The sequence below is a fragment of the Oligoflexus sp. genome, assembly GCF_035712445.1.
GTDB lineage: Bacteria > Bdellovibrionota_B > Oligoflexia > Oligoflexales > Oligoflexaceae > Oligoflexus.
The window spans coordinates 16,552-43,027 of record NZ_DASTAT010000109.1; the positions used below are offsets into that span (position 1 = coordinate 16,552).

Consider the following 26,476-nt stretch of genomic DNA (forward strand, 5'->3'; position numbering starts at 1 on the left):
CTTATTCTCCTTTCGTGAGCAGATGATTGAGATGACCCATGACCCGAGTCCAACCCTGATGATGAGCCGGCGCCGTCGTGGGACTGAGACGTTCATGCGTTAAAGTCAGATCCGTATGATCTCCACGCCCTTCCAACTCAACCGTAACCAGAGTGTCTTTGACCAGATGGGAATTCCAGGTGAAAACCAAAAGCCGGGGTGGAATGATTTTTTGATATTCACCGTAATGAAGGAGTTCACCTTGCATCACGATTTCATAGCGGCCACCCACGCGAAGATCGGCCTTGGCCTGCGACCGCACGTCCGCGTAATGATCGCAGGACCCATCCATCCATTTCTGCATCAAAGCAGGAGTGGTCCAGGCTTTGAAAACCACTTCCGGTTTTGCGGCAAAGCTGTAGCGGATTCGAACTGTTTCATGGACGGACATTACTTCTTCTCCTTGATTTCACCATGTTCATCGAGCTGACCAAGCAAGTCTTCCAATGCTTTGAAACGTCCGAGCCAGAAGGCGCGGCATGTTTCAGCCCATTGCGAAACTTCCTTAAGGGGTTCGGGATTTAAAAGGCAGCGTCGCTCGCGGCCCTGTTTATCCTGGGTCACAAGCCCGGAATCCTGCAGGATTCGCAGATGCCGCGACACAGCAGGCAATGAAATATCAAAGGGTTTGGCCAGATCACTGACGATCGTTGGGCCATGGGATAGCATACGCACCATTTCCCGACGCGTGGGGTCCGCGAGGGCGGCGAAGACTTTATCAAGATCAAGGGCTGCACTGCTCATGGTTCGTCCTCGGGATAGTTAACATAATTGTTAAGTATCACATGGAGAACTGTTCGGCAAGAAATAGTTAACAATTTAGTTAAATATTTAAGCCTATGATATTATTTTATTTTTAGGCGATGACTCAAAAAAATAGATCCCCAAACCCAGCCCGAAGAGGATTAGGCCCCCGACCACGGAAACCCCGGGCAGGCTGAACGCGACCGTTACGCAGGCGATCAGACCCAGGCCTGACATCCATCGTGGGTAGAGTCTTTGTTCTTTGCTCAAGGTCCAGGCGGCAATATTCGCGATTGCATAGTACGTGAGGATCGCAAAGGAACTGAATCCGATCGCCGAACGCAAATCGGCAAAGCTCACCACCGCTGCCACGATCAGACCTACCATCAGCTCGGCGCGATGCGGAACCTTATGAACGGGATGCACGGCGCTTAAAGCGTGAGGAAGATCACGGCCCGAGGCCATGGCAAACGTGGTGCGACTGATGCCAGCCATGAGTGAAAGGAGAACGCTTAACGATGCAAAGCACGCACCGATCCGCACAACAGGAGCAAGGGCATGGAATCGACCGGATTCCACAGCCAAACGCAAAGGGGCCTGCGATTGAGCCAGCTGATCTATATCCACAGTCAGCACCGCACTGCCGATAATAAGCAGATAAACCGCGAGCGTGATACCAAGGGCAATAAGTATAGAACGAGGGATGGTTGTCCTCGGCTCCACCACCTCCTCTCCCAAAGTCGCAATCCGCGCATATCCGGCAAAGGCAAAGAACATAAGCCCGGACGCCTGCAAAAGCCCAGGGAAACCTCCGCGATCCAGCCAACCCGTGAGACGTGCCGTATCCACAGCGCCTCCACCCAGGGCCGCAAACGCCACAAGGGCAAGAGAACTCAGCACCAGAATGACGAGAATCTTCGTAGCCTGCGCAGTCTTCTTCACACCCATATAATTGATAAGAGTCAAAACCAAAACGGCCGTCACCGCCAAAGGCCGCGCGTAATCAGGCGCTGCATAGTAAGCAAAAGTCAGCGCCATGGCCGTGCAGCTGGCCAGCTTTCCCACTACGAATCCCCAGCCCGCAAGAAAACCCCAAATGGGCCCGAGACGCTTCCGACCATAAACATAAGTCCCACCCGATTCCGGATAAAGCGCCGCAAGCTGGGCCATGGTGCTCGCATTCAGCCAGGCTATGCATCCTGCGATCACCACCGCCAGCAAAAGCCCGGTTCCCGCCGCAGCCGCAGCGGGTCCTGCCGCAGCAAAAATTCCCGCGCCTATCATGGAGCCCAGCCCCAAAATAACAGCGTCACCGGTATGAAGTCGTCGGGCCAATCGAGAGGGATCAAGCTGAGCGTCCATGAGACATCCTATGCGGGCTTGCGATAAATAGTGGTTCCTCTGATTAAAAATCAAGAAAAACATAGAACCTTTTCAAAAAAATTTTGCTGCATAAAACCTGGAAGCACAATACTCATGTGTAATATTGTTTCCGCCGCATTCAAAGCTCATCAGGAGTCCGACGTCAGTCACAACGAGGGGACCACCTCCATAACCATGTATGGATCGTCTGAAGTCATTTGGTGAAAGCTCCAGACGAATACGTGCAAGCTTCCTGGCACAATTGTGAGTGCCGCCCACATGCCATCAAGTACCTGAAATTAACTCTTTGCCGGATCTGATCAAAGTCATGAAACTCTTGAGATGGGACCGACAATAAGTTTCATTTACTTACATACATGAGTGGATTTATAACTTCGCATTAAGGTTTTTACGAGGATGTCCGATTTTTAACAATGAGAGCCATGGGGGACTTCAATGAGGCTTGTTCTATATCTTGCAATCTACTTGTCTATTTCTACGTGCAGTCGACACGACCTGCAAATTGGAAGGACTATCCATCACACTCAAACAAATTAACAACGAAACGGCTGAAGCTCGATACCCAGACGGAAGTGTATCAATTTTGAATTGTTCCTCAGTAACTCGCACCAATACAATGAAATCAACTTCGTGCCCACCCGTTAGTCAAGATAAAAATTTCCTTGCTGATGAATACTTTGATGAGAAACTCATCGGAGGCTGTTACAGAAGCGAAACCCGAACTTGTACAGTAGGGGCGATATAACAGAACTTAAAAGCCTACTGGATCGCCTTAAACAAACCTCTGTTCTACCCAACCCGATCCCTTCTCAAAATGCACCTTTGCCATCGCGCCGTTCACCAGAGTCATCTGGGGAACTGCATGACCAATATCGCAATCGTAGACGACAGGCAGATCCAGTTCAGCGAGTACGTCTTCAAGGACTTCTTCGTACTGCAGCTTTTCCGCTTCGAGCGGATTGGGTCCACCCGAACGGCCGAGAATTATTCCACGAATGCCTTCAAACCAACCCGCCATTTTCATGTTAAAAAGATGGCGATGGACTGAAGTAGGATTTTGTTTACAGTTTTCAAGGTAAATGATGACGCCATCGCCGTGGTGTCGGCGAATGAAGCCCGGGACATCTCCGAAGCGCGTACCTACGAGGAAACAAATCGTATCAAGACAGCCCCCTATTAGACGCCCGCTGAACGAAATAGGCCCGACCTTGTCAGTCCCAAGAACCTTCCACTCGGTCAGTTCCGTGAGATTATAAGCCACATCTGGCTCGACCTGGAAATCGCCCCACTTCTTCTGCCATTTTTGCGAAGCGTTCTGCCGATAGCTCTGGCCTTGACTCAATCGCAGAATATTCAGAGCCCCTTTTGTCAGGTCATCTATTTGAGACGGTACAAAATCGATCAGGTTGCAGCCGTGGGAAGTGGCAATATCCGTCAGCAGCGTGATCGGCATCATATAGGTGCTTGTGTCCGAATACCCTTGCACCCACGTCGGATTCTTTTTCAAGCTTTCAAAATCAATGAGAGGTAAAAGAGAGTGCGCGATCTCCCCTCCCCAAGGAGGAAAGATGAGATCAACTTTGGGGTCATTCCAGAAGCGCATAAACTCCGCAATCCGCTTTTCCTTCGGTCCACTGACATGCTTGTAATCGGACCTTAGACAGTCGCCCTCGATCAATTGAAAACCTTGGCTCCTAAGATGTGCGATCGCGATATCCAAGCGTTTGTGACAACCAGAGGAGACACCGCTCGAGGGCGCAGTAACCGCAATCGTTGAACCGGATTTCAAGGGGCCGGGATAGCGAATCATTTCAGCTCCAATGGCATAGGCTGAGCGAAAACCATGCTCACTATCTTTCTACATTTTTCTCAACCGGGCAAGCCTGTTTCGCTTATAGACATATCCGAAACCTGTTGAAATCTTAAGAAGGAGTTTTTAACCTTGGCGACTTCAACTGACCTTGTTGTGCTGTCTATCTGTTGCGGTTGACGTGGCGAAAAGTCTCGACCGATTTCAAATGCCCTATGAACTCTGGATTCGAATGGAATCGCTTCTGCTTGTTCGTCCTACCGATGCAAGCCCAGCACCATTCATGATTACTTTCAGGAGTGGGTGGAACTGGGTATCTGCGCGCGAATGCGGGAATTGACTCTGACGGAATACGCCCCTTGATTGTTCGTTCGAAGGCCTGAACCTTATTCATAAGGGCCTGGCTTAATCTAAAGGGACCGTCCATGAGGTAAACGGACGCTCCCCAGTCAAGGGCGGCCGTATCAGGTTCCAATCACACCACCGTCTTTTTTCGTGATCACAACAGTCGCTGAACGTGGGCGGGTGCGGCCGTCGCTCGCCGGGAAGCTCAGCACGGGATGCTGAATATTCACAAACATGGACGTGGATTCCGGGTTGAAGGCAATCCCTGTGATTTCACAGCCGCGCGGGCCCACCATAAAGCGGCGGATTTCGCGGGTGGCGGGATCAGCAGCCAGCATCTGATTCAAACCCAGCACCTGGTTTTCGGGCGCGGCATCATCATAATCGGTCTGTATCCAAAGGCGTCCGGAAGCATCAAAGGCTATTCCATCAGGACTACCAAACACATCACCTTTGATATTACCCTTCAGATTTTCTGTGGCTGCATTCGGATCACCACAGAGAACAAAAATATCCCAGCGGAAGGTCTTCGAACGTGGATTGCGACCATCCTCGGCCAGTTTCATGATATGACCGTAAAGGTTTTTCTCCCGGGGATTGGCTGCATTCAGCGCCTGGCGACCGGAATCCGTCCCACGATTTTTGTTGTTGGTCAGCGTCACAAAGATTTCACCCGTCTGGGGATGAATAGCCACCCACTCCGGACGATCCATAGGCGTGCCACCCACGTGATCAGCGGCCGCACGCGCATTGATCAGAACATCCGCCTGATCGACAAAGCCGTTCATGCGATTCAATCCGTTGCGTCCATGCGTCAGCTCCAGCCATTCCCCGTTGCCATCTTCATGAAAATACGCGACATAAAGCGTCCCGCTATCCAGAAGCTGCCGATTGGCTGCAGAGTTATTCGCTTCATAACGTCCGTTGGGAACGAATTTATAGAGATATTCCCCGCGCGAATCATCGCCCATGTAAAAGGCCATATGACCTTCGGCATCCTGATAGCATTCGCAATTTTCATGCGAGAAGCGGCCCATCGCCGTCCGCTTTACCGGCGTGAATGTGGGATCGAAAGGATCCACTTCCACCACCCAACCAAAGCGGTTGACCTCGTTCACATATCCGCCGTATTCCTGCTCACTCTTAAAGCCTACATCAAAACGTGGATCCGCCGTTTCCCATTTCAATTCCGATGCCGTAAGCACACCATAGCGCTGCTGCTCGCGGCGGGTTTTCAAATCATCGGCATTCGCGTTGGCGAAATAGTTTTGAAAGTTCTCTTCACAGGTCAGATAGGTGCCCCAAGGCGTGCGGCTGGCCGCGCAGTTATTCAGCGTACCGAGCACATTTTTGCCTGTAGGATCGGCGACTGTTTTCATGCGCGGATGCCCTGCGGCCGGTCCACTGATAAGCATAGGAGTATTCATATGAAGGCGGCGTCCCCACGGGGAGTTCGGCACGACTTCCCACGCACCCGCCATGGTCCGGCGAATTTCAATCACACTGACGCCGTGCGCGGCCTGTTCCTTCTGCACTTCAACCAAAAGGCGACGGCCTTCGGCATCGGCGGTCGGACCATTGGGATGCAGAGTCGCCGGCTCCACATATTCATGATTCATCACCAAAAGCCCATGATCCTTTTTCCCGGGAAAGGGATAAAAAATCATTCCATCATGGGATTGACCGGCCTGCTGCTCCTGCTCCAGCGCCGTATTGCTTCCATCGCTTTTCCACGACGCCGCGCCGGCAACCACAGGATCACCCCAGGCAAAGAGGGTCTGAGCCTGATAACCTTCGGCAACTTTGACCGCATCAAAGGTCGCATCAAAAATCGCCGGAACCGCGGCAAAGCCTAGAAGTGCCGCCGTGGGAGCCCCTGTTACGTTCTGACCGACGCGATCCGGTTCAGGTGCGGGCTTCGGATCCTTATCTCCGTTGGCCGAACCGCAGGCAGGGACCAGAGCCCCAAACACTCCAGCGGCGGCCATTCCCAATCCACCGGCCAAAAGGCGACGGCGGCCCATGGTGCTGTTGATTAGATCATGAAGGGTCGGACGTAACTCGTGGCTCGATGTCATAAGCAGTCTCCCATGAAGGTTCGCTGCCGTACTTTTAGTCGAGCCTCGTCCGGGAAGATTAAAAGTCCCATAAATATTTCATGAATGTTCCTCCTCATCCCCCGAGCGTCTGCTAGGCAAATTTACTCAAAGCAGCTAAACTTAAGGTCCTGACCCCCTCGTCAACGCCAGAATTGCAAGGATCGCAATGGATCTGCTCTTCAATGCCAAAGTGGATTTTATTCTTCTTCTCGGTCGATCCCTTCACGGCTGCGGAGCAGCAGCCCACCACCTGGAACGCGCCCTCACCAAGACCGCCTATAAACTGGAACTGCAGTGCGAACTGCTCGCGTTCCCGACCGGCATCCTGATCACACTGACCAAAGGCGAGCAGCAGAAAACGGTCGTGATCCGTACCGAGCCGGGGCAAATAGATCTTTCCAAATTAAGCCGTATTGATGAAGCCGCCGACCTTGTGATTGCCGGTAAACGCAGTCTTTTGGAAGGGACGCATACCATCGAAAGCATACACCTCGGCGGCCTGGATTTTCCGAAATGGCTGATGGTGATGAGTTACATGCTCGCATCGGGCGGAATGATCACGGCCTTGCGTGGATCATGGACTGACCTGGCGCTGGCCAGCATTATCGGTTTGATCGTCGGTGTGCTTGATATCTTCGGCAGTCGCTGGCTGCCCATGCGTCAGCTCTTTGGTGCGCTGGCGTCTTTCATTTCGGTTCTGCTCGCGAGTCTCGTCGCACCGCATTTTCCGAGTCTGTCCCAGGATAAAGTGATCCTGGCCGGCGTGATTGTTCTGCTTCCCGGTCTTGCCCTGGTCGTATCGTTCGTCGAACTTTCCACCAAAAATCTTCTTTCGGGCACCGCGCGTCTTGCCGGTGCAACGGGTGAACTTTTAAAGATCGTATTCACCGTGGCCTTGGCCAAGACCATACTCAAATCCTCGGAAACCGCAGTCTTCGATGCAACACTGGCCCCGCTTCCAGGGTGGACCGAAGTGCCCGGCGTCACGGCTCTGGCTATGGGTTTTCTCTTCCTCTTCCGCGTCCGGCCGCGCAACATGCCCTCGGCATTTATGGTCTCCGTCGCTTCCTATTCCATAGCGCGCATGGGCACGAATTATCTCGGCCAGGAGTTGACCTTCTTCGTCGCCGGCGCCTTTGTTGCGATGGTCAGCAATCTGCTGGCCCGTATTCTCAAGCGTCCAGGGATGATCACCATGCTTCCCGGCATCATTCTCATCGTTCCCGGCTCGATCAACTACAAGGGCTTTATTGCTATGTTTGAACGCGATGTGATGGATACAGTAACCACGGTATTCACCGTCGTGATCATTGCCGTCTCCATCGTAGCCGGCATGTTCTTCGGTAATACCGTGGTTCCGCCGCGCCGCAGTCTTTAAACGGGGCAGCGTCTCCAGTTGAGCTGCATCTTCAGGATGTTCGACTCCCAGTGCGAACCCAGCTCAAGAAATCCTCGGGCTTCAGGTTCAGGCGGGGAAACATTCGACTGAATGCGTACCAGAGTATTGATGTTCAGTTTTCTGGGCGCTGCACAGGTGGACCAGCTTTGAGCCGCTATCGAAAAGACGTCACGAAACCTGAAATCACTTTCAACCGGACCCTGGAATATTTGCGACAGTCGCTGTCCCGTGCCGCCCTCAAAAAAATACTGCAGCCCTACCTCAGCCCGCAGACCCGCATCGAGTTTCACGAAACCACTGTTTTCCCAGGACCCCAGGGAATATTGCCAGCCTTGCGGCACAGCGACATCCAAAGTGATGACGCAATTTTTTCGCGACAGAACCTTCGCGAGCCCTGGTCCCCATTCAACCAGCATGCTGGGAAGCATCATCACCAATTCATCCTGGTCCAGCACCACCCCAAGCTCAGGACTGGACGCCGGGCATCCCGAGCCCGAAGCTACGACAGAACGCAGGTAGGCGCCCTCCGGTGCCGCCTGCAGACCATGGGTCGCGATCAGCGTAAAAAAGACCAAGGTACCTTGAATCATTTTCATAGCAATTTCCTTAAGACAGGGCTGGTCCGAAAGAGACCATGATCCCATGATGGAAACGTACGAAGTCCGTTTTTGCGCCCAAAAAATGGCTCAATTCTCGCAGGCGTATACGCAGGAATACGAAGAAACCCGCGATGCGCTCGGGCAGGTCTTTGGGATGACCGAAGAAAGGTCATAACACCCACGCTGCCCCATGGAGAAAACCATGCCAGGATTTTTGACAAACGTGTCGAGAGCTTTGACAATTTTTGCGCTGGTCTCAGCCTGCCACTCGAAAACCGTCACAAGGTCCGGAGAAACCCTAACGGCCGGATCTGTCAGCGGTAACAGCGAGCAGGCCGCCAGCGCCGACGGCATGGCCTTTCCCTCCATGCCGAACCGAACGAGTGAACAGGTTCCTCCCACGCGTGGGCCCGAAGCTCACATGGAACGGAGTCTCAACTGGAGGACCATCGAGACCACTCCGTTTTCCACCGTTTCCATAGACGTCGACACGGCATCCTATGCCCGCAGTCGGGCCATGATACGATCGGGTGGATTGCCCAGTCCCGATCGCGTGCGTCCCGAGGATTTTTTGAATTACTTCCCCTATTCCTATAGCGCACCCACCGATGACCGCATGGTGCAGGTGCATCAGCAGCTCGTCGCTTCGCCCTGGACGCCCGGCGCGCAGGTGCTGGCCATTGGTTTGAAGGCAAAGGATTTAGGAATCGTCGATCCACCCAAAAATCTTGTATTCCTGGTCGACGTTTCGGGTTCGATGGCTGATGAAGATAAATTGCCGTTGGTGAAGTCCTCGCTGGTAAAACTCACTGACAGTCTGCGTCCCGAAGATCGCATCGCGCTCGTGACCTATGCAGGCTATACGGAAGTCGTTCTCGATTCCACCCTGGGATCCGAGAAAGATAAAATAAAACAGGCCATCGCAAAACTCGGCGCAGGCGGTGGGACCAATGGTGGAGCCGGCATCAATCTCGCTTATGAGATCGCACAGAAACAATTCGTCGCTCAAGCGGTGAACCGCGTGATCCTGACAACCGACGGTGATTTCAACCTCGGTATCACGAATACGAATGAACTCATTGCCCTGATTCGTAGCAAGGCCGAATCCGGAATTTTTCTGAGCATTCTCGGCTTCGGCATGAGCGGCAATGATCCTCTGATGGAAGAGGTCGCACGTGATGCCAATGGCAACTATTTCTTCATAGATAGCACCAAGGAAATCGACAAGGTCTTTGGCTCCGATCTGAAAGGCAACATCGTGACCGTGGCCAAGGATGTGAAGATTCAGATCGAGTTCAACCCGCGCCTTGTCAAATCCTATCGACTCATCGGCTATGCCGAGCGGCAGCTGCGGGATGATGAATTCAATAAGGACTCGCGTGATGCCGGGGACATGGGATCGGGACAAACTGTGACCTATCTCTACGAAATCACTCCAAGACCAGCGGGTGAAGCCTTCACGGGAACGTATCAGCCAGCTGCAGGCGTGGATCCATTAATCTATCAAACAGCAGGCGCTTTGAATGAAGCTGCTGCGCGCGAAGAAATCGGGACCTTTAAATTGCGCTATAAAACGCCGGAAGCAGCCCTAAGTCAAAAACAGGATGAAGCGCTTTCGAATACTCTGGTAGCGACTCCATCCGTCGATGTTCAATGGCAGCTTGCTGTCGCTGAAACGGCTGTTCTCCTCGGGAAAATCAATGGGCTGGAAGGCAACCTTGCAGCTGCAAAGGCCCGCGCGGAAGCCGCGATCGGCGCTGATACCCTGGGTCTTCGCAGTGAGTTTATCAGTCTTCTCAACTCGCTGGCCGGCCGCCTTCCGAGTGTTCGTTAGGCTACTGCGATAGGATTTTCTGCAAAAGAAACGCCCGATCGTCATCTGTCAGAGAACGACTTCGTGGAGGCATCTGACCCGAGTCTGTTCTCTGCAGCCGATCCTTCAGCTTATCTCGATCCGTAATCCAGAGCCGGGAAACGTCCGCGTAAGCCGGCTGTCGCGACCCCGTGCTGTGACAGCTGGCTCCGTTACAGCTTTGCTGCAGAATCGGTCGCATGCTGGCCCAATCCTGTGCGCTTAGGTCCTGAATCATACCCCCATCTATATTTCCAGCCAGGGCCTGCTTCAGTTCCTCCGATGCGATCAAAGTGTGAATCAAATGCCCCGGACCTTCCGCGACCCAATTTCGAACTCTTGATTTGATGGCCTCGTCCGTCTGCGCCCAGGGCTGACCACTGAAATCCTCCCAGGCCCGACGAGCCATGCAATCTTCGAAACCGGGGCCACGCTCCACGAAGCTTCGCATTAAAAATGCGGGACCTTCCCCCGTTTCCCCAAAAGCATGCGCCCGCGAAGAAATCCTCGGTTGATAAACGCCGCGATCCGTCCACGGCATCACCGCACCGCCCAGATTATCCAATGCATAGTGACAGCTGGAACAATCGGCCTTTTCACCATGCGCCCGATCAGTCGGTTTCAAACTGGGATTCACAAACGTTTGAATACCATCGGTATTCAGCGTGGGATTCATATCCTGGCAAAGAAAAGAACGCGTCAGCCCCGCAATTCGCGAGCGGAAATTATTATACTGCACAAGAAAGCCCGGCGCGGTCGCGATTCCGGAACGCTCGGCCCCAGCGGGATATGGCCGGACTTCTGGTTTATCGAGGGGCAGGCTGCGCAGAGTCCGCAGCGTCTCCTCTTGAAAAGCGGCGGGCGCAAACTGGGATTGATTTTGAAGGTAGAGCCAGTAAAGGCGCCTCGTTCCATAGAATTCAGGAGCCGCGAGCAGATCGAGCCAGCTTTGATTTTTTTCATAGACCTGCAGGGCTCGTTCCGCAAATTCACGCTGCACTTCCTGCAACAACCGATTGGCTTCCTCACCCGCAATACACTGGATGCGATCTGGACCGCAGCCGCAGGCGGGATTTAAAAATCCATTCTGTCCCGCTTTCGTGCAGTCCAGGGTTTTGCCGCCCACTTCAGGAGTCAGCTCGGTCGGCAGTAAATTTGGACAGAAACGGGCCTTCACCCCTTCCGGCAACCACCAGGCCTCAGCGTTTACAGCCTCGGCCGATGCGCAGCCGCCTTTTTTGGGCGAAAAATAAACGCCGTCCGGGGTTTTGTTCAAACGGGCGTTCGGCCCCAAAAGAATGAGCGCATCGCGATAGCCCATCATATCATCAAAGTATCGCAGCATCCGGTCGCGATGTGCAGCGCTTGCCAACCACTCCTTCTGCAGATCCTCCAAGGACATTGTGCCTTGCAGCAGAGCATTGATTTCTTCGGGTTTGGGACCGTGATCCCGAATCAAGAACGAATAGGCCCGCGCGTCCTGCAGGACTTGAGTCGGGCTTGTCTCCGCGAAACGAGCATGAGGCTTCGCTTCCAGACAGCTCGATATCGCAAGGATAAAGACGCTCCACGAAAAGATACCCCACTTAAATAAAAAGTCCATGGACAGCCTCCTTGCCGAGTGTGGACTGCGCATCAGGAAAACCAAGGCCCAGGAGCACGGCCCCGGCGAATGCTTCGTGAGTCAGAGCATTGTCCGCTGTTCGCGGCACCGCTTTTTGATTGTCCCAGCCCAGGGCATGCGCGGCCGCATCGGTTTGCCCAAGGATCGTATTATCGCGCACCTTTTTTCCCATCAGGATGGCCGATGCGGATTTCCAATGATCGGTGCCTTGGGCATCATTGAATTTCGGAGTGCGGACGAATTCGGAGCCGATAAGAAGAGTCGTGGTATCAGCCAGACTCAGGTCCGGCCGCTGCGGATCGGGCGTTTGCCGCAGATCCTGAACCAGGACCAGAAGGGCCTCAGCAAAGGCCAGCTGCAGGGGCTTCTGAACCGTCAGCTCCTGATTATGGGAGTCAAACCCTTTTAAAAGAACAGTCACATAAGGGGAAAGACCGGATCGCAAAAGCTGATAGCCTCCTAAAACCATCGCCGCGTTATCCCTGGAATCTTTCACACCATAACGTGTGAGGCGATCGGGATCAGCGCCAAGTCCCTGATCCAGACGTTTATCATAAATGCCATTCAAAGATGCTTGCAGTCGCATCCAGGAATCCATCTGGGGCTGCCGGTGCGCTGCCGCCTGCAATCGTTCGAGCTTATTGAAATCCTGAAGCATCCCTCTCAGGACCTGAGTTTGCTCCACATTCCATCCGGCCTCTAGACCAGGTTCAGCCATCATGCCTCGCATTCCATCCATGTCGTTGGAACCGAGAGGCGGCGTCATCACCGCGGTTTCGCCCAAAGGAATACGCCCGCCGAGGACGAGGTGGGAAGGAAAATTCGCGCTGCTCGCTCCCATAAGTGCGGCCAGAGCCGGATATTCACGACCGCGACTCAAACTCATGCGACCGGAAAGGGCATAAAGTTCCGCCAAAGGATGTGCCGTCACGTCCACGTAAAGGCCATTGATAAAGGCGGTGGGCAAGGCCGCAAAGGCAGGAAGAGCAGGCAAAAGTCCTGATCCAACCTGGAGTTTATCCTTGCCAGGAACAGCGCGGATCTCTTCACGCAAATAAATGGATTCATAGGCCCCTGAGTTTCTCTTCTCTCCCAGGACAGGATCCGTGGCCAGAGTGGAATCCCAGCCGCCTCGCAAAAAAATATGCAGAAAACGGTGGGGATCACGGCTCTGAGCCCACGCACGTTCTTCAAATTCGCCTTCGGTCAGAAGTTTAAGACCCCCGAGCTGACTCAGGATAAAAGTGCTCAAGGAATAGCGCAGTAAATGGCGTCGGGACATGGGTGAATGTTTCATAGCGTCCAGAACTCCACAGAAGCCAGCAGGATGTAAACCACAGCGGTCCAGGTCTGCGAGGGGGTGACATTGCGTTCAAGAAGCTTGCGGAAGCGTTCTTCAAGAAAGGTAAACTCGGGGTCCGTGGGGGGACGGCTGTGAATGCGCAGAAAAAAATCCTGAAGTCTAACCTTCCATTCCGGCTGATCCGGGGTCGGTGCGGCTTTGTTCTTTTCCTTATCCATAATATAAAGAGCCGCTTCCCAGGAGATGGCCTGCGCGGCCAGAAGATTCTGGACCTTGATCTGACGATCCCGTTCATAAACAGTGTCGTGATCCAATCCACCCAAAGGCAGGGTATAACGCTGTAGAGCTGGGCTACGCCCTTGATAGGGCTTGGAGAGATCAAGACCAAACTGCGTTTGAATGTGCTTGACGAACTGTTCGGGCGTGACAAGACGCGCCGATGCCGTTGAAGTAGGCATAAGAATCCTCCAGATTGAACTGGAGCTTTAGACGAAGGAACGAACGGTGAGGTTCAAAAAATTTTTGAGGGTTGGTTTTGACTTAGCGAAAAGTCGTCTTGCAGCGAGACCATGCAAAAGCTCAGGTATGAGGGAAGCTATTGAACCTTGAGCTTTGCTCATAGGCTCGAGGCCTGAAGCTTCGAGCCTGGCGGTGGATTATTTCTGACCGATTGCTTCCACTGAATATAATTGTACGATCACGAAATTCCGCATTGTCAGGCGGGTTGTCACGTTCTTGGCTGCGCCCTGGGCAGCCAGCTTACCAACCGCTTCACGCTCAAGGCTGTCAGCCGAAGGAACGGTGAGAGCAAGGAAACCAATGCCCGAGCTTTCGGCCCGAAGACTTGATTTGGCATCGCCGCTGACGACATCAGAAACACCTACGCTCGACAGTCCAATGCAACCAGTCAAGAGAGGAGAAAGACACAGCGAGAGCAGAAGCTTTTTCATGATTCATTCCTTTTCAGAGTTGCTTGAACTTAAAAGCATAAGTCCTCCGGCATAACATTTCAATAATATTGTGAAGATATCAGTGCCAACGGCAAACCATTCAATGATCGCCTCGCTGAATGGAGCCAGCTCGTACAGATGATCAATGACTGGGATAAGGGGCATCGCTCAATTGTTCGGCAGCGCTTGGGAGGGGGGGCGGTCCAATCCAGGGGAAATCGCGCGAAGATGGCAAAACTTGGGTATGAATTTTTATAAACCCCGCGCGAGACGCGGGGTCCACCGCTATCAGGACAGGAACATTTCCGCAGCACCGACCAGGGCCCGCACACCGAAGGCGCTGCCGCCATTGGTATGATAGCCAGTCGCACCACAGGCCCATGCAGTCCCTGCAATATCAATATGCGCCCATTCGCAGTTGGAATCCTTCACGAACTCACGCAGGAAGAGCCCACCCATGATCGGTCCAGCTTTGACGCTCGGCTTCGCGATATTCTTATAATCCGCCAGCTGGCTGTTCACTTCCGATTCCAGTTCCGGCCACAGCGGGAGTTGCCACAGAGGCTCGCCCACGCGCTCGCTCACCTTCTTCAGGAAGTCCGCAGTTTTCTGCTCTTTCACCATGATCCCGGCACCAACGTGTCCAAGGCCCATGATCACAGCGCCGGTCAGCGTTGCGATATCCAGAACGAGTTCCGGTTTGAATTTATCGCAGACATAAGACAGCACATCCGCAAGGACGAGGCGGCCTTCGGCATCCGTATTCAGAATCTCAATCGTCTTGCCATTGAACGCGGTCACGACATCACCCGGCTTGGTCGCTTTCGGACCGAGCATGTTTTCCACCGCACCCAAAGCGCAGATCACGTTCACCGGCGGCTGCACGGCGGTGAAATACATCGCTGCGCCCAGAACGGCCGCGGCCCCCGACATATCGAATTTCATTTCTTCCAGGCCAGCGGATGGCTTGATGTTGATGCCACCGGCATCGAAGGTCACGCCTTTGCCGACGAGGGCCACAGTTTTCGCAGGGTTTTTCCCGGTGATTTTGATCGCAACGAGGCGCGGATCGGTGTGCGCGCCGTGCGCCACGCTCAGGAACGAACCCATACCGAGCTGTTCCATTTCCTTGCGACCCAGCACCACCAGCTCAGCCGCGGACTTCTCGAACAGATCTTTCGAAATCGCAGCGAACTGATCGGGATTGATGAAATTGCTGGGTGCATCCTGCAGCCACTTGGTGAAAAGAAGGGCTTTCGCCATTTCCACGCGCTTGTTCAATTCCGTGGCATCCTTGGCCGCGACGGAAACTTTTTTAGGGAATTCCGTGTTCGACTTGGATTTGAAAGCCGCGCCATCATCCTGCCCGATCAGGAAACCTTCCAGGACGTCCAAAGCCTTCAGGCTGTCGGTATCGGCAATGCAAAGCTCCTTCGCCTTGCTCTTGGCCAAGGCAGCGGCGGTATCCAAACCCAACTGCCGCGCCACCTGCACGGGATTGGTCTTGATACCCGACTGGGCGACCAATAAAAATTTCTTTCCATCGAGCTGAATGCGGATCTGCTTTTCGCCCGGTGTCCAACCCTGGGCTTCCACTTCCTTCAGAAGACGCTCGGTCGTCTGGGTGTCGAGCAAACTGTTATTGAGAGAAAGCTTATCGCCTTCGCTGCGCACGGCAACGAGGTTCCATGCGTCAGCGGCAAGGGCATTGGCGGTTTCGACTTTAAGCTGGCTCAACCACTGAAAAGATTTGGGCAAATAATCTTTCCAGGAGGTGTACTTTAGCATACGGAATCCTTTCTTTTCTCGACTCCAGCTTTTTGGCTGGACACTCGCGGAATAGGGAAGCAGATTTCTTGCTTGCGTGCCTTGGAGAGGTCAGAACTAGCATAGTTTTGCGCGTGGTGTCCACGAGACAAAGCTACACGCGCGGAGGATTCGGCTGCATCCACGCACAGGACACAGTTTGGTCCTGAGCGTACGAACAGTCCCTTTCAAAGACTTGCGTTTCGAATGGGGAAGGGCCAGAATACTCACCGCATAGGCCCTCAATTGGCCTCAATTCAGGACTGCTCTTGATTTTCAAGGGATTCGCCTGTTCGCATCACAGGAGCTACAACATGAGTGTTATTTCGTATGTAAACGCCCGTGAAATTATCGACTCCCGCGGCAATCCGACCGTCGAAGTCGAAGTCATGACCGAGTCCGGGTATTTCGGACGCGCAGCAGTGCCCTCAGGCGCATCGACCGGTCAATATGAAGCTTGCGAACTCCGTGACGGCGACAAGCAAAGATACGGCGGCAAAGGCGTTTTGAAGGCGATCGGCAACGTCAAGGACCGCATCGCTCCCAAGCTTTTGGGTATCGACGTCTGCTCGCAAACCGAGATCGATCATCTTCTTATCGAACTCGACGGCACTCCCAACAAAACCAATCTCGGCGCCAACGCGATCCTCGGCGTGTCCCTCGCTGTGGCCAAGGCCGCTGCGGAATCCGTGGGCCTGCCCCTTTACCGCTACCTCGGCGGCGTGCATGCCAACCGACTGCCCGTCCCCATGATGAACGTCATCAACGGCGGCGCTCATGCTGATAACAACGTCGACTTCCAGGAATTCATGATCGTGCCCTTCGGCGCGCCCACCTTCCGCGAAAGTCTGCGCTATGGCGTGGAAGTGTTCCACTCCCTGAAGTCCGTTCTGAAAGACAAAAAACTGAACACCGCTGTCGGTGATGAAGGCGGCTTCGCTCCTGACCTCGTCTCGAACAAAGCGGCTCTCGATATTCTGATGGAAGCCATTCAAAAGGCTGGTTTCAAGCCTGGTGAAGATATCGGCATCGCGCTCGACGTGGCCGCTTCCGAATTCTGGAAAAACGGCGAATACTATCTGGAAGGCGAAAAACGCGGCTTTGATCGCGAAGGCATGGTGAAATTCCTGGCCGGTCTCGCCCGTGATTATCCCATCATGTCGATCGAAGACGGCCTCGATGAAAACGACTGGGAAGGTTTCCGCCTTCTGACCGCGGAAATCGGTGAGCAGGTTCAGATCGTCGGTGACGACCTCTTCGTGACCAACTCGAACCGTCTGCAGCAGGGCATCGAGCAGGGCGCGGCCAACGCGATCCTGGTGAAATTGAATCAGATCGGTACACTGACCGAAACCCTCGACGCCATCACCCTGGCGACACGCTCGGGTTACAATAGCATCATCTCGCACCGTTCTGGCGAAACAGAAGACTCCACCATCGCTGACCTCGCGGTCGCTGTGGGCTGCGGTCAGATCAAAACCGGCTCGGCTTCGCGTACGGATCGTATCTGTAAGTACAACCAGCTCCTCCGCATTGAAGAGGAACTGGGTTCGACCGCTCGTTTTGGTTGATTTCTCGTTTATGGATGAGGCCCGCTTCGTTTCGAGGCGGGCTTTTTCTCGTCATTTATTTGGAGTCACTGTGAAGCTCAAAGCTCGGGTCTGGATCATTGTTGCCGTTTTCCTGACGGTGCTGGCCGGTTTTGCCTATAAGATCGCGCGTGCCAAAAAGGCTGCCGTTTTTGCCGCGGCCACTCCCTATCAGCGCGGCTGGATGCTCATCGAAGACAAAGGCTGCGTGGCCTGTCATCAGCAGTCCTCGGGTTTCCGGGCTCCGGTCCTGAATAATCTCCTGGGCCGGACTGTCAAACTCGCGGATGGCAGCGAGATTACGGCCGATGCCGCCTATATCAAGGAATCCATTATCGCGCCCATGACCAAGGTCGTGGCCGGTTACCAGCCAGTTATGCCAAATTATCAGGGACAGTTCACCGATGAAGAAATGGAGGCTCTGATAGCCGCCATGAAGCCCGAGGCAAACCCTGCGGAATAGGCTTGACCTGGATGACTCCAGAGGCTTAGCTACGAGGGACTTTCCACCCCCTAGTATCTTCGATCAGGAGTCAATTATGGATTTTCGTTCCAGCACCCAAGGACTGCTGAGTCTTTGTCTGGCTTTCGGCCTGATGCCCAAGGCCATACTTGCAGCTCCCGCCACGCCAGCCGCCGCCGTAACCACGGCAGCATCGGAACAGAGCAATTGGAATCTGAAGGCTTTGTTCGCCGACCAGGCCGCCTGGGATGCTGCCGCCCAATCCATTGAAAAATCCCTGCCCAAACTTACCGCCTGCAAAGGCAAGCTGGCCCGCAGCGCCGAGCAGCTGGCGGAATGTCTGTCGACGGCCTATGAACTCAATAAGCAGTTCGCCCGCGTATCAGGTTACGCGAGCCGCATGAATGATGCTGATGGCTCGGATCCCAAAGGCCAGGAACTCGTGGGCCGCGTGGCGAAACTCGGCAGCAAGCTGTCGGAAGCTGCGAGTTTCATCAATCCTGAAATCATCGCGATTCCCCCCGCGCGTTTGAAAAAACTGCAGGCCGATAAGGCTCTCGCTCCCTATCGCTTCGCACTCGATAACATCGTGCGCCTGCGTGCTCACAGCCTCAGCACCCGGGAAGCGGAAATCGCCGCCCAGGCCAGCCAGATGGCGTCCGCACCGAATAAGCTTTATGGGACCTTTTCCACGCTGAATCATCCCTTCCCCAAGGTGAAACTGAAAAACGGTGAGGAAGTGGAGCTGACCCACGCGGCTTATACCAAATACCGCACCGCGACGGATGCCGAGGATCGCGAAAAGGTCTTCAAGGAATTCTTCGGCTCCTTTAAAAAAACCCGCGAAACCTATGCCGGTCTCTTCGAAGCGGCGATCAACCGCGATCATTTCTTCGCCCGTCTGCAAAACTATGACAGCGATATGGAAGCGTCCCTGAGCGCGACCAATGTACCACTGCCTGTTTACAGCACGATGCTCGATCAGATCAAAGAGCATAAGGACCTTCTCTGGCGTTATCTGAAGCTCAAGCAGAAAATGCTGGGTCTTAAGGAGCTGAAGTATTCCGATCTTTATCTGCCGCTGACCCGTGCGGATGCTCCTCAGTACACGTTCGATGAAGCCAAAAAACTCGCCTATGAGACGCTGCAGCCGCTCGGCAGTGACTACGTGAAGATTCTGGACAAGGCGCTGGCGGAGCGCTGGATGGACATCTATCCGAAAAAAGGCAAGCGTTCCGGCGCGTATATGGATGGTTCCGCTTATGAAGTGCATCCCTATGTGCTGATGAACTATAACAATGATTATGAAAGCGTCTCGACCTTCCTGCATGAGTTCGGCCATGCGGGTCACAGCTTCCTCGCGAACAGCACGCAGCCTTATCAGTACGCGGATTATCCTATTTTCGTCGCTGAAGTCGCCTCGACCTTCAATGAAGCCCTGCTTCACCATCAGCTGCTGAAGGACAGCAAGGATGACAAGACCCGCCTCTTCCTTTTGGGCCAGTACCTGGAAAGCTGGAGAACGACGGTCTTCCGCCAGGCTCTTTTTGCTGACTTCGAAGCCCAGATCCACCGGATGTCGGCCGAAGGGAAAACCCTGACCGCGGACACTCTGGAAAGCACCTACCTGAAACTTCTGCGGGAATACTACGGCGAGGCCGAAGGCGTGGTGAAGGTGGATCCTATCTATGGCATGGAATGGGCCTATGTGGGCCACTTCTTCAATAGCTTTTATATGTTCCAGTACACCACCAGCTTCATCGCTTCGACCGCTCTTGCGGAAAAAGTTCAAAGCGGCGAAGCCGGAGCGCGGGACAACTATCTGAAGATGCTGAAAGCCGGCGGCTCGGCTTATCCGATTGACCTTCTGAAGATGGGCGGTGTGGATATGAGCACGGCCGCGCCTTACAATGTCGCCTTCAAATCCATGAAGGATGCTCTCGACAAGGCCGAGAAACTGGTTCTGGGTCAGACCACCAGCTGACTAAGATTCGTCCGTCTGGTGGCTTGAAGACATCAAGCCACCAGAATCGGCTTCACATTCCGTCTAAATCGTGGAACCTGCTGGACTCAGACATGCCCTGTTCGGAAGGGAAGGCTCCCGACCATTCAGGATACGCAGGCAATAATCCGGCAGGGCGACAATCGCGTTATCTTTGCAGATATAGCCGTCAAATCCCAAGGGCTTGTAATCACTTTCCGCCCACTTTCTTGTGTGCCCTGTAAAGGCAATGATCGTCCTCGCAAAACCTTTCTTGCGCAGGGCCGCGGTCGCTTCCGTCCCACTCATCTTCGGCATCTCGATATCCATAATGATGATATCGAAGCCGGCTTCGCTGCTCACCTTCGTCAAGGCGTCTTCACCATTCTCCGCTGTCACCACCTGCGCCCCGCGTGCCGTCAGCAAATGTTCGAACAAGGCCCTTACATCCTCCGAATCATCGACGATCAAAATCCTTCGCCCGGCCAGGTTTTCCAGGATAGCCGGCTGCAGAGTCAAGTGAAACGTGGATCCCTGGCCCGGGGATGAATCGGCCCAAATACGGCCCTGATGATTTTCCATGATCTTAAAGCAGATCGCCAGTCCCAGGCCTGAACCGGAATATTGATCATGGGAATGCAGCCGCTGAAACATGAGGAAAATATTCTGAGCATGCTTCGGCTCGAAGCCGATCCCATTGTCCTGCACCGAGATCTGCCATGCTCCATCCAGGCGCTTCGACCGGATCTGAATCCGCGGCGTCTCACCGGGCTTGCGAAATTTGATGGCATTGCTCAGAAGGTTCTGGAAGAGCTGAGTGAGCTGCGACTTATCGCCTTGCACAAGCGGCAAGACCTCATGTTCAATGACAGCTCCGGACTCACGGACGGCTTCCTGCAAATTTTCAAGGGCCAGATCGAGGGCATCCTGAAGGTCGACCGGCACCAGAGTGAACTCCGCACCCGCTATCCTTGAGAAACTGAGAAGGTCGTTCGTCAGCGTCTTCATGCGTCCCGAGCATTTTATCGCGATATCCATGTACTTTTTCGCCTGCAACGAACACTGATTCTGAAGCTCGTTCCGCAGAAGATACAGGTAGCTCTCGATGGTGCGGATGGGTTCTTTCAGATCGTGGGACGCGATGCTGGCGAACTGCTCCAGCTCCCTATTGACTTTGATCAGCGCCGAGTGACGAACGCGCAGCTGTTCCAGGGCACGCCTTTCCTTGAAGTCGCGACAGGCTGTGATCCGATATTTGCGTTCTCCATCATCCAGCCATTTGCTTTGAAATTCCAGCTGCAGCTTTTCCCCGTCCCGGCGGATGCCATAGCTTTCGAAAGGGCTTTCATCATCCGACTTGATCTTGGATTGAAAGAACCCGCGTTCATTGTCCTGAATCAATTCCAGGATGTTCCGGCCTAGAAGCTCCGCGACTTGGAGTTGAAAGAAATTCGCGAAGCTCAGATTGCAATCAACGATGTTCTCGCCTTCATGAACCACGATGCCTTCAAAGGTGCTGTTCGCCAGCTTATGGTAGCGCGCCTCGCTGCGACGGGCTGCAGTTTCGGCCGCGGATCGAGCAACGACAGCTTCCTGCAGGCGCTTGTTCACATCCAAAAGATCGGTCGTTCGCTGCTTCACCAATTCGTCCAGCAATTCGATGGATCGACGCGGCGGCAGGTCCGCTCGTCCCTTTCCCCAAGCCTTCAGCATGAACTGCCAGACGGAAACACCCCCCTTTGAATCACCAGCTCTCGCATGATGGAACACAACGATGGGCGCCTGCCTGGCACGTGCGCGAATCCTGTCCAGCATGATCTCGTCCCAATGATCCAGGCCATCGGCATCCAAAAGAACAAGATCGAATTCGTCCTTTTCCAAAACCTTGATCGCATCCTCAGGCGCCTCGCGACAGGCGACGGCCAGGCCCAGCGTCCTGGCTTTCTGCCGAAAATCGTCCGAGGACGACGGTTCATGGGAGTCCTTGGAAACAACGAGTAGATTCAGGGTCCGCGCTCCGCCCTGATCGGCCGGACCTGTGCCATGAGCCTTGGAATCGGTTTCCGAGGGCAAGGATCCGAAGCGCAGCCAGAAGTCCCTGATAACTCCGACCGCGTTCTCAAACTCCTGGTACTCATGCGGCTTCGATACATAGCAATTGGCGCCTAGACTATAGCACAGGGAAATATCCGCCTGGGCATTGGACGTTGTGAACACCACGACTGGAATATCCCTTAGTTCCTCATCTGACTTCAATTCCCGCAAAAGCTCCCGTCCATCGATCTTCGGAAGATTGAGATCAAGAATGACAAGGTCTGGTCGTCTGGCTCCATTCACCTTGACTTGACCAAAAAAATATTTCATCGCTTCCGCCCCGTCCTCGATCACTGTCAGGCGGTTGTTCCGAGAATCCTTCTGAAATATTTCCCGCGTGAGATCCGAATCACCCAGATCATCTTCTATGAGCAAAATTTCTGCATGCTGTGCGGCCATCGAACCATCCCTTATTGCTGCGCATTCCATAGCACCATCTGTGCTGGAAACAAGACGTGAACCCAAGACCCAAGGCCTACGACTGACTCCATCCGCATCCTTCCGCCGTGCCTTTCCATTATTTTTCTACATATCGCAAGCCCCAGGCCGGCTCCAGGGTACTTCGTTTGCGTATGAAGCCGCTTAAACGGAACAAAGACCTGCTCCAGATATTGGCTTTCAATACCGATCCCATTATCCTGGACAGTCAAGTCCAAATCACCTTCGTTTGATTTCACAGCATATACGCTGATCTGCAGAGGAACGTCCTCCCGTCTAAATTTCACCGCATTGGCGATGACATTGCTAAAGATCTGGTAGAGTTCACTGCGCGGCATCTTAACCTTGGGCAGGGCCTGGACGTTCAGGTGCGCTGCCGCCGATGAAATCGAAGCCGCCTGGTCGTTCAACACGTCGTCCAAAATCATCGACATGTCCAGCGTCTGACTCTCCAGATTCTCATGACCAACCCGCGAGAGATTGAGAAGCCCCTGGATCAAATCACGCATCCGACGCGATCCCTCGACTATTTGATCCAGATACCTGCGTCCCGACTCATCAACCAGATCCCGATACCTGGCCGTGAAGACGCCGACGTAGTTCATGATCTTACGCAAGGGTTCCTGCAGATCGTGCGAGGCGACGAAGGCGAATTGAGCCAGTTCATCATTGGACCGGGCCAGTTCCTGCTCGATGCACTTTTGCTCATGAATATCCGTGCCGGTGCAGATCCATTGCAGAGCCCCACCTCTTCTGCTCGTCACCGGAAGGCCTTGGATCAGATGCCAGCGATAGAGCTTCGAGGCAGCCGCGAGAAGCCTGCATTCCATGTGGAAGGGCCGAGGATCATGCACAAGACTGGTCCAAAGAGTATCGTATGAAGGCAGATCATTGCTGTGAATAATGGCGGCCATATCGCAGTCGTTCTCCGAATCCTTCTCGGGAACTCGACCATTGAATTCATACCAGCGCCGATTGAAATACGTGGCATGACCCCGCGCATCCGTCGTCCAGACGATATGGGGCATGGAATCCGCCAGGATCTGAAACCACTCCCTGCTTTCACGAAGAGCTTCGAGGTTCTTCTTTTGCGGTCTGAGGTCAGTGATGATCAGGCAGATCAAAGCCCGCTGACTGGTCGGCATCGAATTGAAGGAGACGAGGGTATCGATCCGATCACCCGCGGGGCCTTTCAGTCCCAGCTCAGCGCTGCTTGGGGTCACGCTGGCTTTGAGGCTCAGCTCCCGATAGCTGTCTCTGTCCGATTCACATACGAATCCTTCCAAATCCTTGCCCATGATGGTTTGAATGGGAAGTCCGAGCAGGCCTGCGAAGCTGGAGTTGCAGTATGTGATCATTCCAGCAAGCCCCAGAACGACAGCTCCTTGCTCCATCGAATTCAAAAAGACCCTGTAAACCTCATCCGCGCCACTCAGCGTGAAAATCTTCTCGCCATCTTCTGTATTGACGACCAGGGCGTCCACCTCGCCCGCTTGAATTGCGTGCAGCAGTTCTTCAGCCTCCTGCAGCCGCTGCTGCAGGACTGCGACCTCCTGTGCACTCTCGTCAGACAGATTCAATTCGGAGGACTTTTCCATGTCCGCTCCTGCTGTCGCATGCCGACAGAAATCAAAATCCCCTGCTTCTTGGACATATCCCCAATATAACGCCGCATGGGAGATGGCAAGGTACGCACCAGCGTAGGGACAGCGACGATCTGCGCGGCTTTCGCGAGAGCTGGCTGCTGATAGATATCCACGATCTCAAGCTCGTAACGACCCTTAAGAAAGCTTTCGCAGGTGGCTTTGATTTCCTCGATCGCTCGCTGAGACCTCACCGATAATCCTGCCACGTAAAGGCAGAAGACATACTGCATCGGGACGCCATCAGCGATCACGCTTGTTGTCGCGCTCATCATCAGCCTCCTTTACCGGCCGGATATCGAGACCGACCAGGACCTTCTCCGTATTGGAAAGGTCCCCAATGATGCGTTTCAGCGGAGGCGGAAGGCGTCGTATCAATGTCGGCACCGCAACGATTTGATCTCCTTTCGCCAGCTGCGGCTGTTCCCATAGGTCGATCAGCTGCACCTCGTACTGGTAGCCCTCCAGGTGGTGCCTGCAGATCTCCTGGAGATTGTCGATCGCGGCGAGGCACTTGGGCGTTTGTCCGGCTACGTAGAGCCTCAGGATAATGCGTTTCTTCTCGTCCTGCGGGGATGGGTTCGTCATAGTTTTCATATCTAATCTCAATCAACCATTGGACCAGTCCAATCGCAACCGATCCTGAGCCTGTTGCATCATGCGAGCTGATCCTGTCAGAATACCATTTGGACCAAAATAGACGTCGACGAGGTCGATTCCCTGTGAAGTGAGCAGCAGTTCTCGGATCCGATTGGAATGGTCCATTCCCCGGGACTTCAGGATCTGAATCGTGCGATTCCTTTCGCCGTTACTTTCCACGGATTGCATCTTGATCCATGTATCAATTAAAGACGAGATCCCTACATCACTGCTGTCCAATTCCCCAGGGCCGCGGGCCAGGCCCAGCAGCAGGATTGTAATATGCTTTTCCTTGAGCAAATCCAGAAGCCGCAGGAGCATCATGTGAACGTCCAGTATCCCGCCACTGATCAGAAAGCTCGTCACCGGATCGATCACCAGGACCTCAGGTTTGAACTCTTCGGTATGCTTGTGTATCGAAACAAGATGCCTTTCCAGTCCAAACAAGGAAGGTCGGGACGGCACGATCTTTAAAAGCCCGCTCTCGCGATAAGGACCAAGCTCCATACCGATGGAACGCATATTCCGTAAGAGCTGTTCGGGGGTTTCTTCGAAACAAAACATCAGCGATTTTTTTCCACGGCGGCATGTCGCTGCGACGAGACTTGAGCCCAGGCTGGTCTTGCCTGTCCCTGCCGATCCCGACACCAATATGCAGCTGCCGCGATAGTAACCCTGGCCTCCGAGCATCTGATCAAGCTTGGGAATGCCGCTCGGGATGCGTTCGCTTGATGCAGGGTAATCCAGGTTGAGCGTTGTCGACGGCAGCACGGAAAACCCGTTCTGATCGATGAGAAAGGGATATTCATTGGTGCCGTGGGCCGATCCTCGGTATTTAACGACGCGAAGCCGACGGGTGGAAACCTGATTGTCCACGCGGTGATCGAGAAAGACCACACAGTCTGACACATACTCTTCGAGACCATGCCGCGTTAAAGTGTTGGCGCCCTTCTCGGCCGTGATAATGGCTGTCACTTTCTTTTCCTTCAGCCAGCGAAATAAGCGGTTGAGTTCGGCTCGAATAATCGTCGTATCCTTCAGAGCACCGAAGAGAAACTCGATGGTATCCAGGACCACCCGTTTCGCGCCGACCTGAGAGATGGCGTAATCAAGGCGGACGAAAATCGCTTCCAAATCATACTCACCCGTTTCCTCAATCTCCGAGCGCTGGATACTGACAAAGTCAATAGCCAACTTTCCATCCTTGACGAGTTGACGCAAGTTAAAGCCCAGGGAGGAAACATTGACAGCCAGATCGTCTTCCGTTTCTTCGAAACACATGAAGACGCCGTTCTCATGATATTGGTTCACTCCGGAAACCAGAAATTCAATGCCAAACAGAGTTTTTCCACTACCTGCTGATCCGGTCACCAGAGTTGGCCGCCCTGCTGGCAAACCACCGTACGTGATTTCATCAAAGCCTTTGATTCCGGTCGGAACCTTCTGAAGAGCCGGCAGAGCTGCTTCATCGGAGCTCATAAGGGAGTCCTAGTAGAAAGGATCAATCGGCAGGTTCGCGCGCTTTCTATTATGCGTACGAAGCCCCCACGACTCGCGCTAGAATAGAAAGTATTTCGTATTTCCGCAAGCAGAAGACGTGGCGTCGCCTGCTTCGGTTGAGCCTGCTTCATGGACGATCAAGGTTCGCAACGGGCTCAGGAGGGGATGCAGGATTC

At 53.8% G+C, this 26,476-nt stretch carries 22 protein-coding genes; 6 read left to right on the forward strand and 16 right to left on the reverse strand.

What is annotated here, in order from left to right; genetic code table 11:
• Window position 1: 1 nt before the first annotated feature.
• From VFO10_RS23920 to VFO10_RS23940, 5 genes are all read right to left on the reverse strand, one after another.
• Entirely contained in the window at window positions 2-430 is a 429-nt protein-coding gene (locus VFO10_RS23920; protein ID WP_325144516.1) for an SRPBCC domain-containing protein, read from the reverse strand.
• Entirely contained in the window at window positions 430-783 is a 354-nt protein-coding gene (locus tag VFO10_RS23925; RefSeq protein WP_325144517.1) for a metalloregulator ArsR/SmtB family transcription factor, read from the reverse strand. The genes VFO10_RS23920 and VFO10_RS23925 overlap by 1 nt, the downstream gene beginning before the upstream one ends.
• Before the next feature lie 93 nt (window positions 784-876).
• Entirely contained in the window at window positions 877-2,145 is a 1,269-nt protein-coding gene (locus VFO10_RS23930) for an APC family permease (RefSeq protein WP_325144518.1), read from the reverse strand.
• A 793-nt stretch (window positions 2,146-2,938) separates the two neighbouring features.
• The gene (locus tag VFO10_RS23935; protein ID WP_325144519.1) at window positions 2,939-3,976 is read right to left on the reverse strand and encodes a S66 peptidase family protein; all 1,038 of its coding nucleotides are present in this window, start codon (window positions 3,974-3,976) and stop codon (window positions 2,939-2,941) included.
• Between the two features lie 464 nt (window positions 3,977-4,440).
• A complete protein-coding gene (locus tag VFO10_RS23940) occupies window positions 4,441-6,399 on the reverse strand; it encodes a PhoX family phosphatase (protein WP_325144520.1) in 1,959 nt (652 codons plus the stop codon).
• A gap of 187 nt (window positions 6,400-6,586) precedes the next feature.
• Between VFO10_RS23940 and VFO10_RS23945 the strand changes: the two genes are divergently transcribed.
• Complete coding sequence (locus VFO10_RS23945) at window positions 6,587-7,798, forward strand: threonine/serine ThrE exporter family protein (RefSeq protein WP_325144521.1); 1,212 nt, start codon at window positions 6,587-6,589, stop codon at window positions 7,796-7,798.
• Here the strand turns inward: VFO10_RS23945 and VFO10_RS23950 are convergent.
• On the reverse strand, window positions 7,795-8,415 hold the full coding sequence (locus tag VFO10_RS23950) for a DUF4360 domain-containing protein (protein WP_325144522.1): 621 nt from the start codon (window positions 8,413-8,415) through the stop codon (window positions 7,795-7,797). The genes VFO10_RS23945 and VFO10_RS23950 overlap by 4 nt on opposite strands.
• A 46-nt stretch (window positions 8,416-8,461) precedes the next feature.
• Between VFO10_RS23950 and VFO10_RS23955 the strand changes: the two genes are divergently transcribed.
• Both VFO10_RS23955 and VFO10_RS23960 read left to right on the forward strand, forming a co-directional pair.
• Window positions 8,462-8,593 (forward strand): hypothetical protein, encoded by a 132-nt coding sequence (locus VFO10_RS23955; RefSeq protein WP_325144523.1) that lies wholly within the window; start codon window positions 8,462-8,464, stop codon window positions 8,591-8,593.
• A gap of 27 nt (window positions 8,594-8,620) precedes the next feature.
• Window positions 8,621-10,252, forward strand: coding sequence for a vWA domain-containing protein (locus VFO10_RS23960; RefSeq protein WP_325144524.1), 1,632 nt, complete (start codon window positions 8,621-8,623; stop codon window positions 10,250-10,252).
• A 1-nt stretch (window position 10,253) separates the two neighbouring features.
• Here the strand turns inward: VFO10_RS23960 and VFO10_RS23965 are convergent, their stop codons facing one another.
• From VFO10_RS23965 to VFO10_RS23985, 5 genes are all read right to left on the reverse strand, one after another.
• A complete protein-coding gene (locus VFO10_RS23965; RefSeq protein WP_325144525.1) occupies window positions 10,254-11,873 on the reverse strand; it encodes a hypothetical protein in 1,620 nt (539 codons plus the stop codon).
• Entirely contained in the window at window positions 11,857-13,191 is a 1,335-nt protein-coding gene (locus tag VFO10_RS23970; protein ID WP_325144526.1) for a DUF1501 domain-containing protein, read from the reverse strand. Before VFO10_RS23970 ends, VFO10_RS23965 begins: the two co-directional genes overlap by 17 nt.
• Entirely contained in the window at window positions 13,188-13,655 is a 468-nt protein-coding gene (locus tag VFO10_RS23975) for a hypothetical protein (RefSeq protein ID WP_325144527.1), read from the reverse strand. Before VFO10_RS23975 ends, VFO10_RS23970 begins: the two co-directional genes overlap by 4 nt.
• Window positions 13,656-13,853: 198 nt before the next feature.
• Window positions 13,854-14,147 (reverse strand): hypothetical protein, encoded by a 294-nt coding sequence (locus VFO10_RS23980; protein ID WP_325144528.1) that lies wholly within the window; start codon window positions 14,145-14,147, stop codon window positions 13,854-13,856.
• A 288-nt stretch (window positions 14,148-14,435) separates the two neighbouring features.
• Window positions 14,436-15,935, reverse strand: a complete 1,500-nt coding sequence (locus tag VFO10_RS23985) for a M17 family metallopeptidase (protein ID WP_325144529.1) — start codon at window positions 15,933-15,935, stop codon at window positions 14,436-14,438.
• A gap of 332 nt (window positions 15,936-16,267) precedes the next feature.
• Between VFO10_RS23985 and eno the strand changes: the two genes are divergently transcribed.
• The 3 genes from eno (at window position 16,268) to pepF (ending at window position 19,989) form a co-directional block, all read left to right on the forward strand.
• On the forward strand, window positions 16,268-17,524 hold the full coding sequence (gene eno / locus VFO10_RS23990; protein ID WP_325144530.1) for a phosphopyruvate hydratase: 1,257 nt from the start codon (window positions 16,268-16,270) through the stop codon (window positions 17,522-17,524).
• A 70-nt stretch (window positions 17,525-17,594) separates the two neighbouring features.
• Window positions 17,595-18,005, forward strand: coding sequence for a cytochrome c (locus tag VFO10_RS23995; protein ID WP_325144531.1), 411 nt, complete (start codon window positions 17,595-17,597; stop codon window positions 18,003-18,005).
• 76 nt (window positions 18,006-18,081) lie between these two features.
• Window positions 18,082-19,989, forward strand: a complete 1,908-nt coding sequence (pepF, locus tag VFO10_RS24000) for an oligoendopeptidase F (protein ID WP_325144532.1) — start codon at window positions 18,082-18,084, stop codon at window positions 19,987-19,989.
• A 63-nt stretch (window positions 19,990-20,052) separates the two neighbouring features.
• Here pepF and VFO10_RS24005 read toward each other — a convergent pair whose 3' ends face one another.
• The 5 genes from VFO10_RS24005 to kaiC are packed head-to-tail and all read right to left on the reverse strand — an operon-like array spanning window position 20,053 to window position 26,279.
• Entirely contained in the window at window positions 20,053-22,479 is a 2,427-nt protein-coding gene (locus tag VFO10_RS24005; RefSeq protein WP_325144533.1) for a response regulator, read from the reverse strand.
• A gap of 11 nt (window positions 22,480-22,490) precedes the next feature.
• Window positions 22,491-24,116 (reverse strand): ATP-binding protein, encoded by a 1,626-nt coding sequence (locus VFO10_RS24010; RefSeq protein WP_325144534.1) that lies wholly within the window; start codon window positions 24,114-24,116, stop codon window positions 22,491-22,493.
• Entirely contained in the window at window positions 24,095-24,433 is a 339-nt protein-coding gene (locus VFO10_RS24015; protein ID WP_325144535.1) for a circadian clock KaiB family protein, read from the reverse strand. Before VFO10_RS24015 ends, VFO10_RS24010 begins: the two co-directional genes overlap by 22 nt.
• Window positions 24,405-24,758 carry a circadian clock KaiB family protein gene (locus tag VFO10_RS24020; protein ID WP_325144536.1) on the reverse strand — a complete coding sequence of 118 codons (354 nt, stop codon included), beginning with the start codon at window positions 24,756-24,758 and terminating at the stop codon, window positions 24,405-24,407. Before VFO10_RS24020 ends, VFO10_RS24015 begins: the two co-directional genes overlap by 29 nt.
• 12 nt (window positions 24,759-24,770) lie before the next feature.
• A complete protein-coding gene (kaiC, locus tag VFO10_RS24025) occupies window positions 24,771-26,279 on the reverse strand; it encodes a circadian clock protein KaiC (RefSeq protein ID WP_325144537.1) in 1,509 nt (502 codons plus the stop codon).
• Window positions 26,280-26,476: the final 197 nt, after the last annotated feature.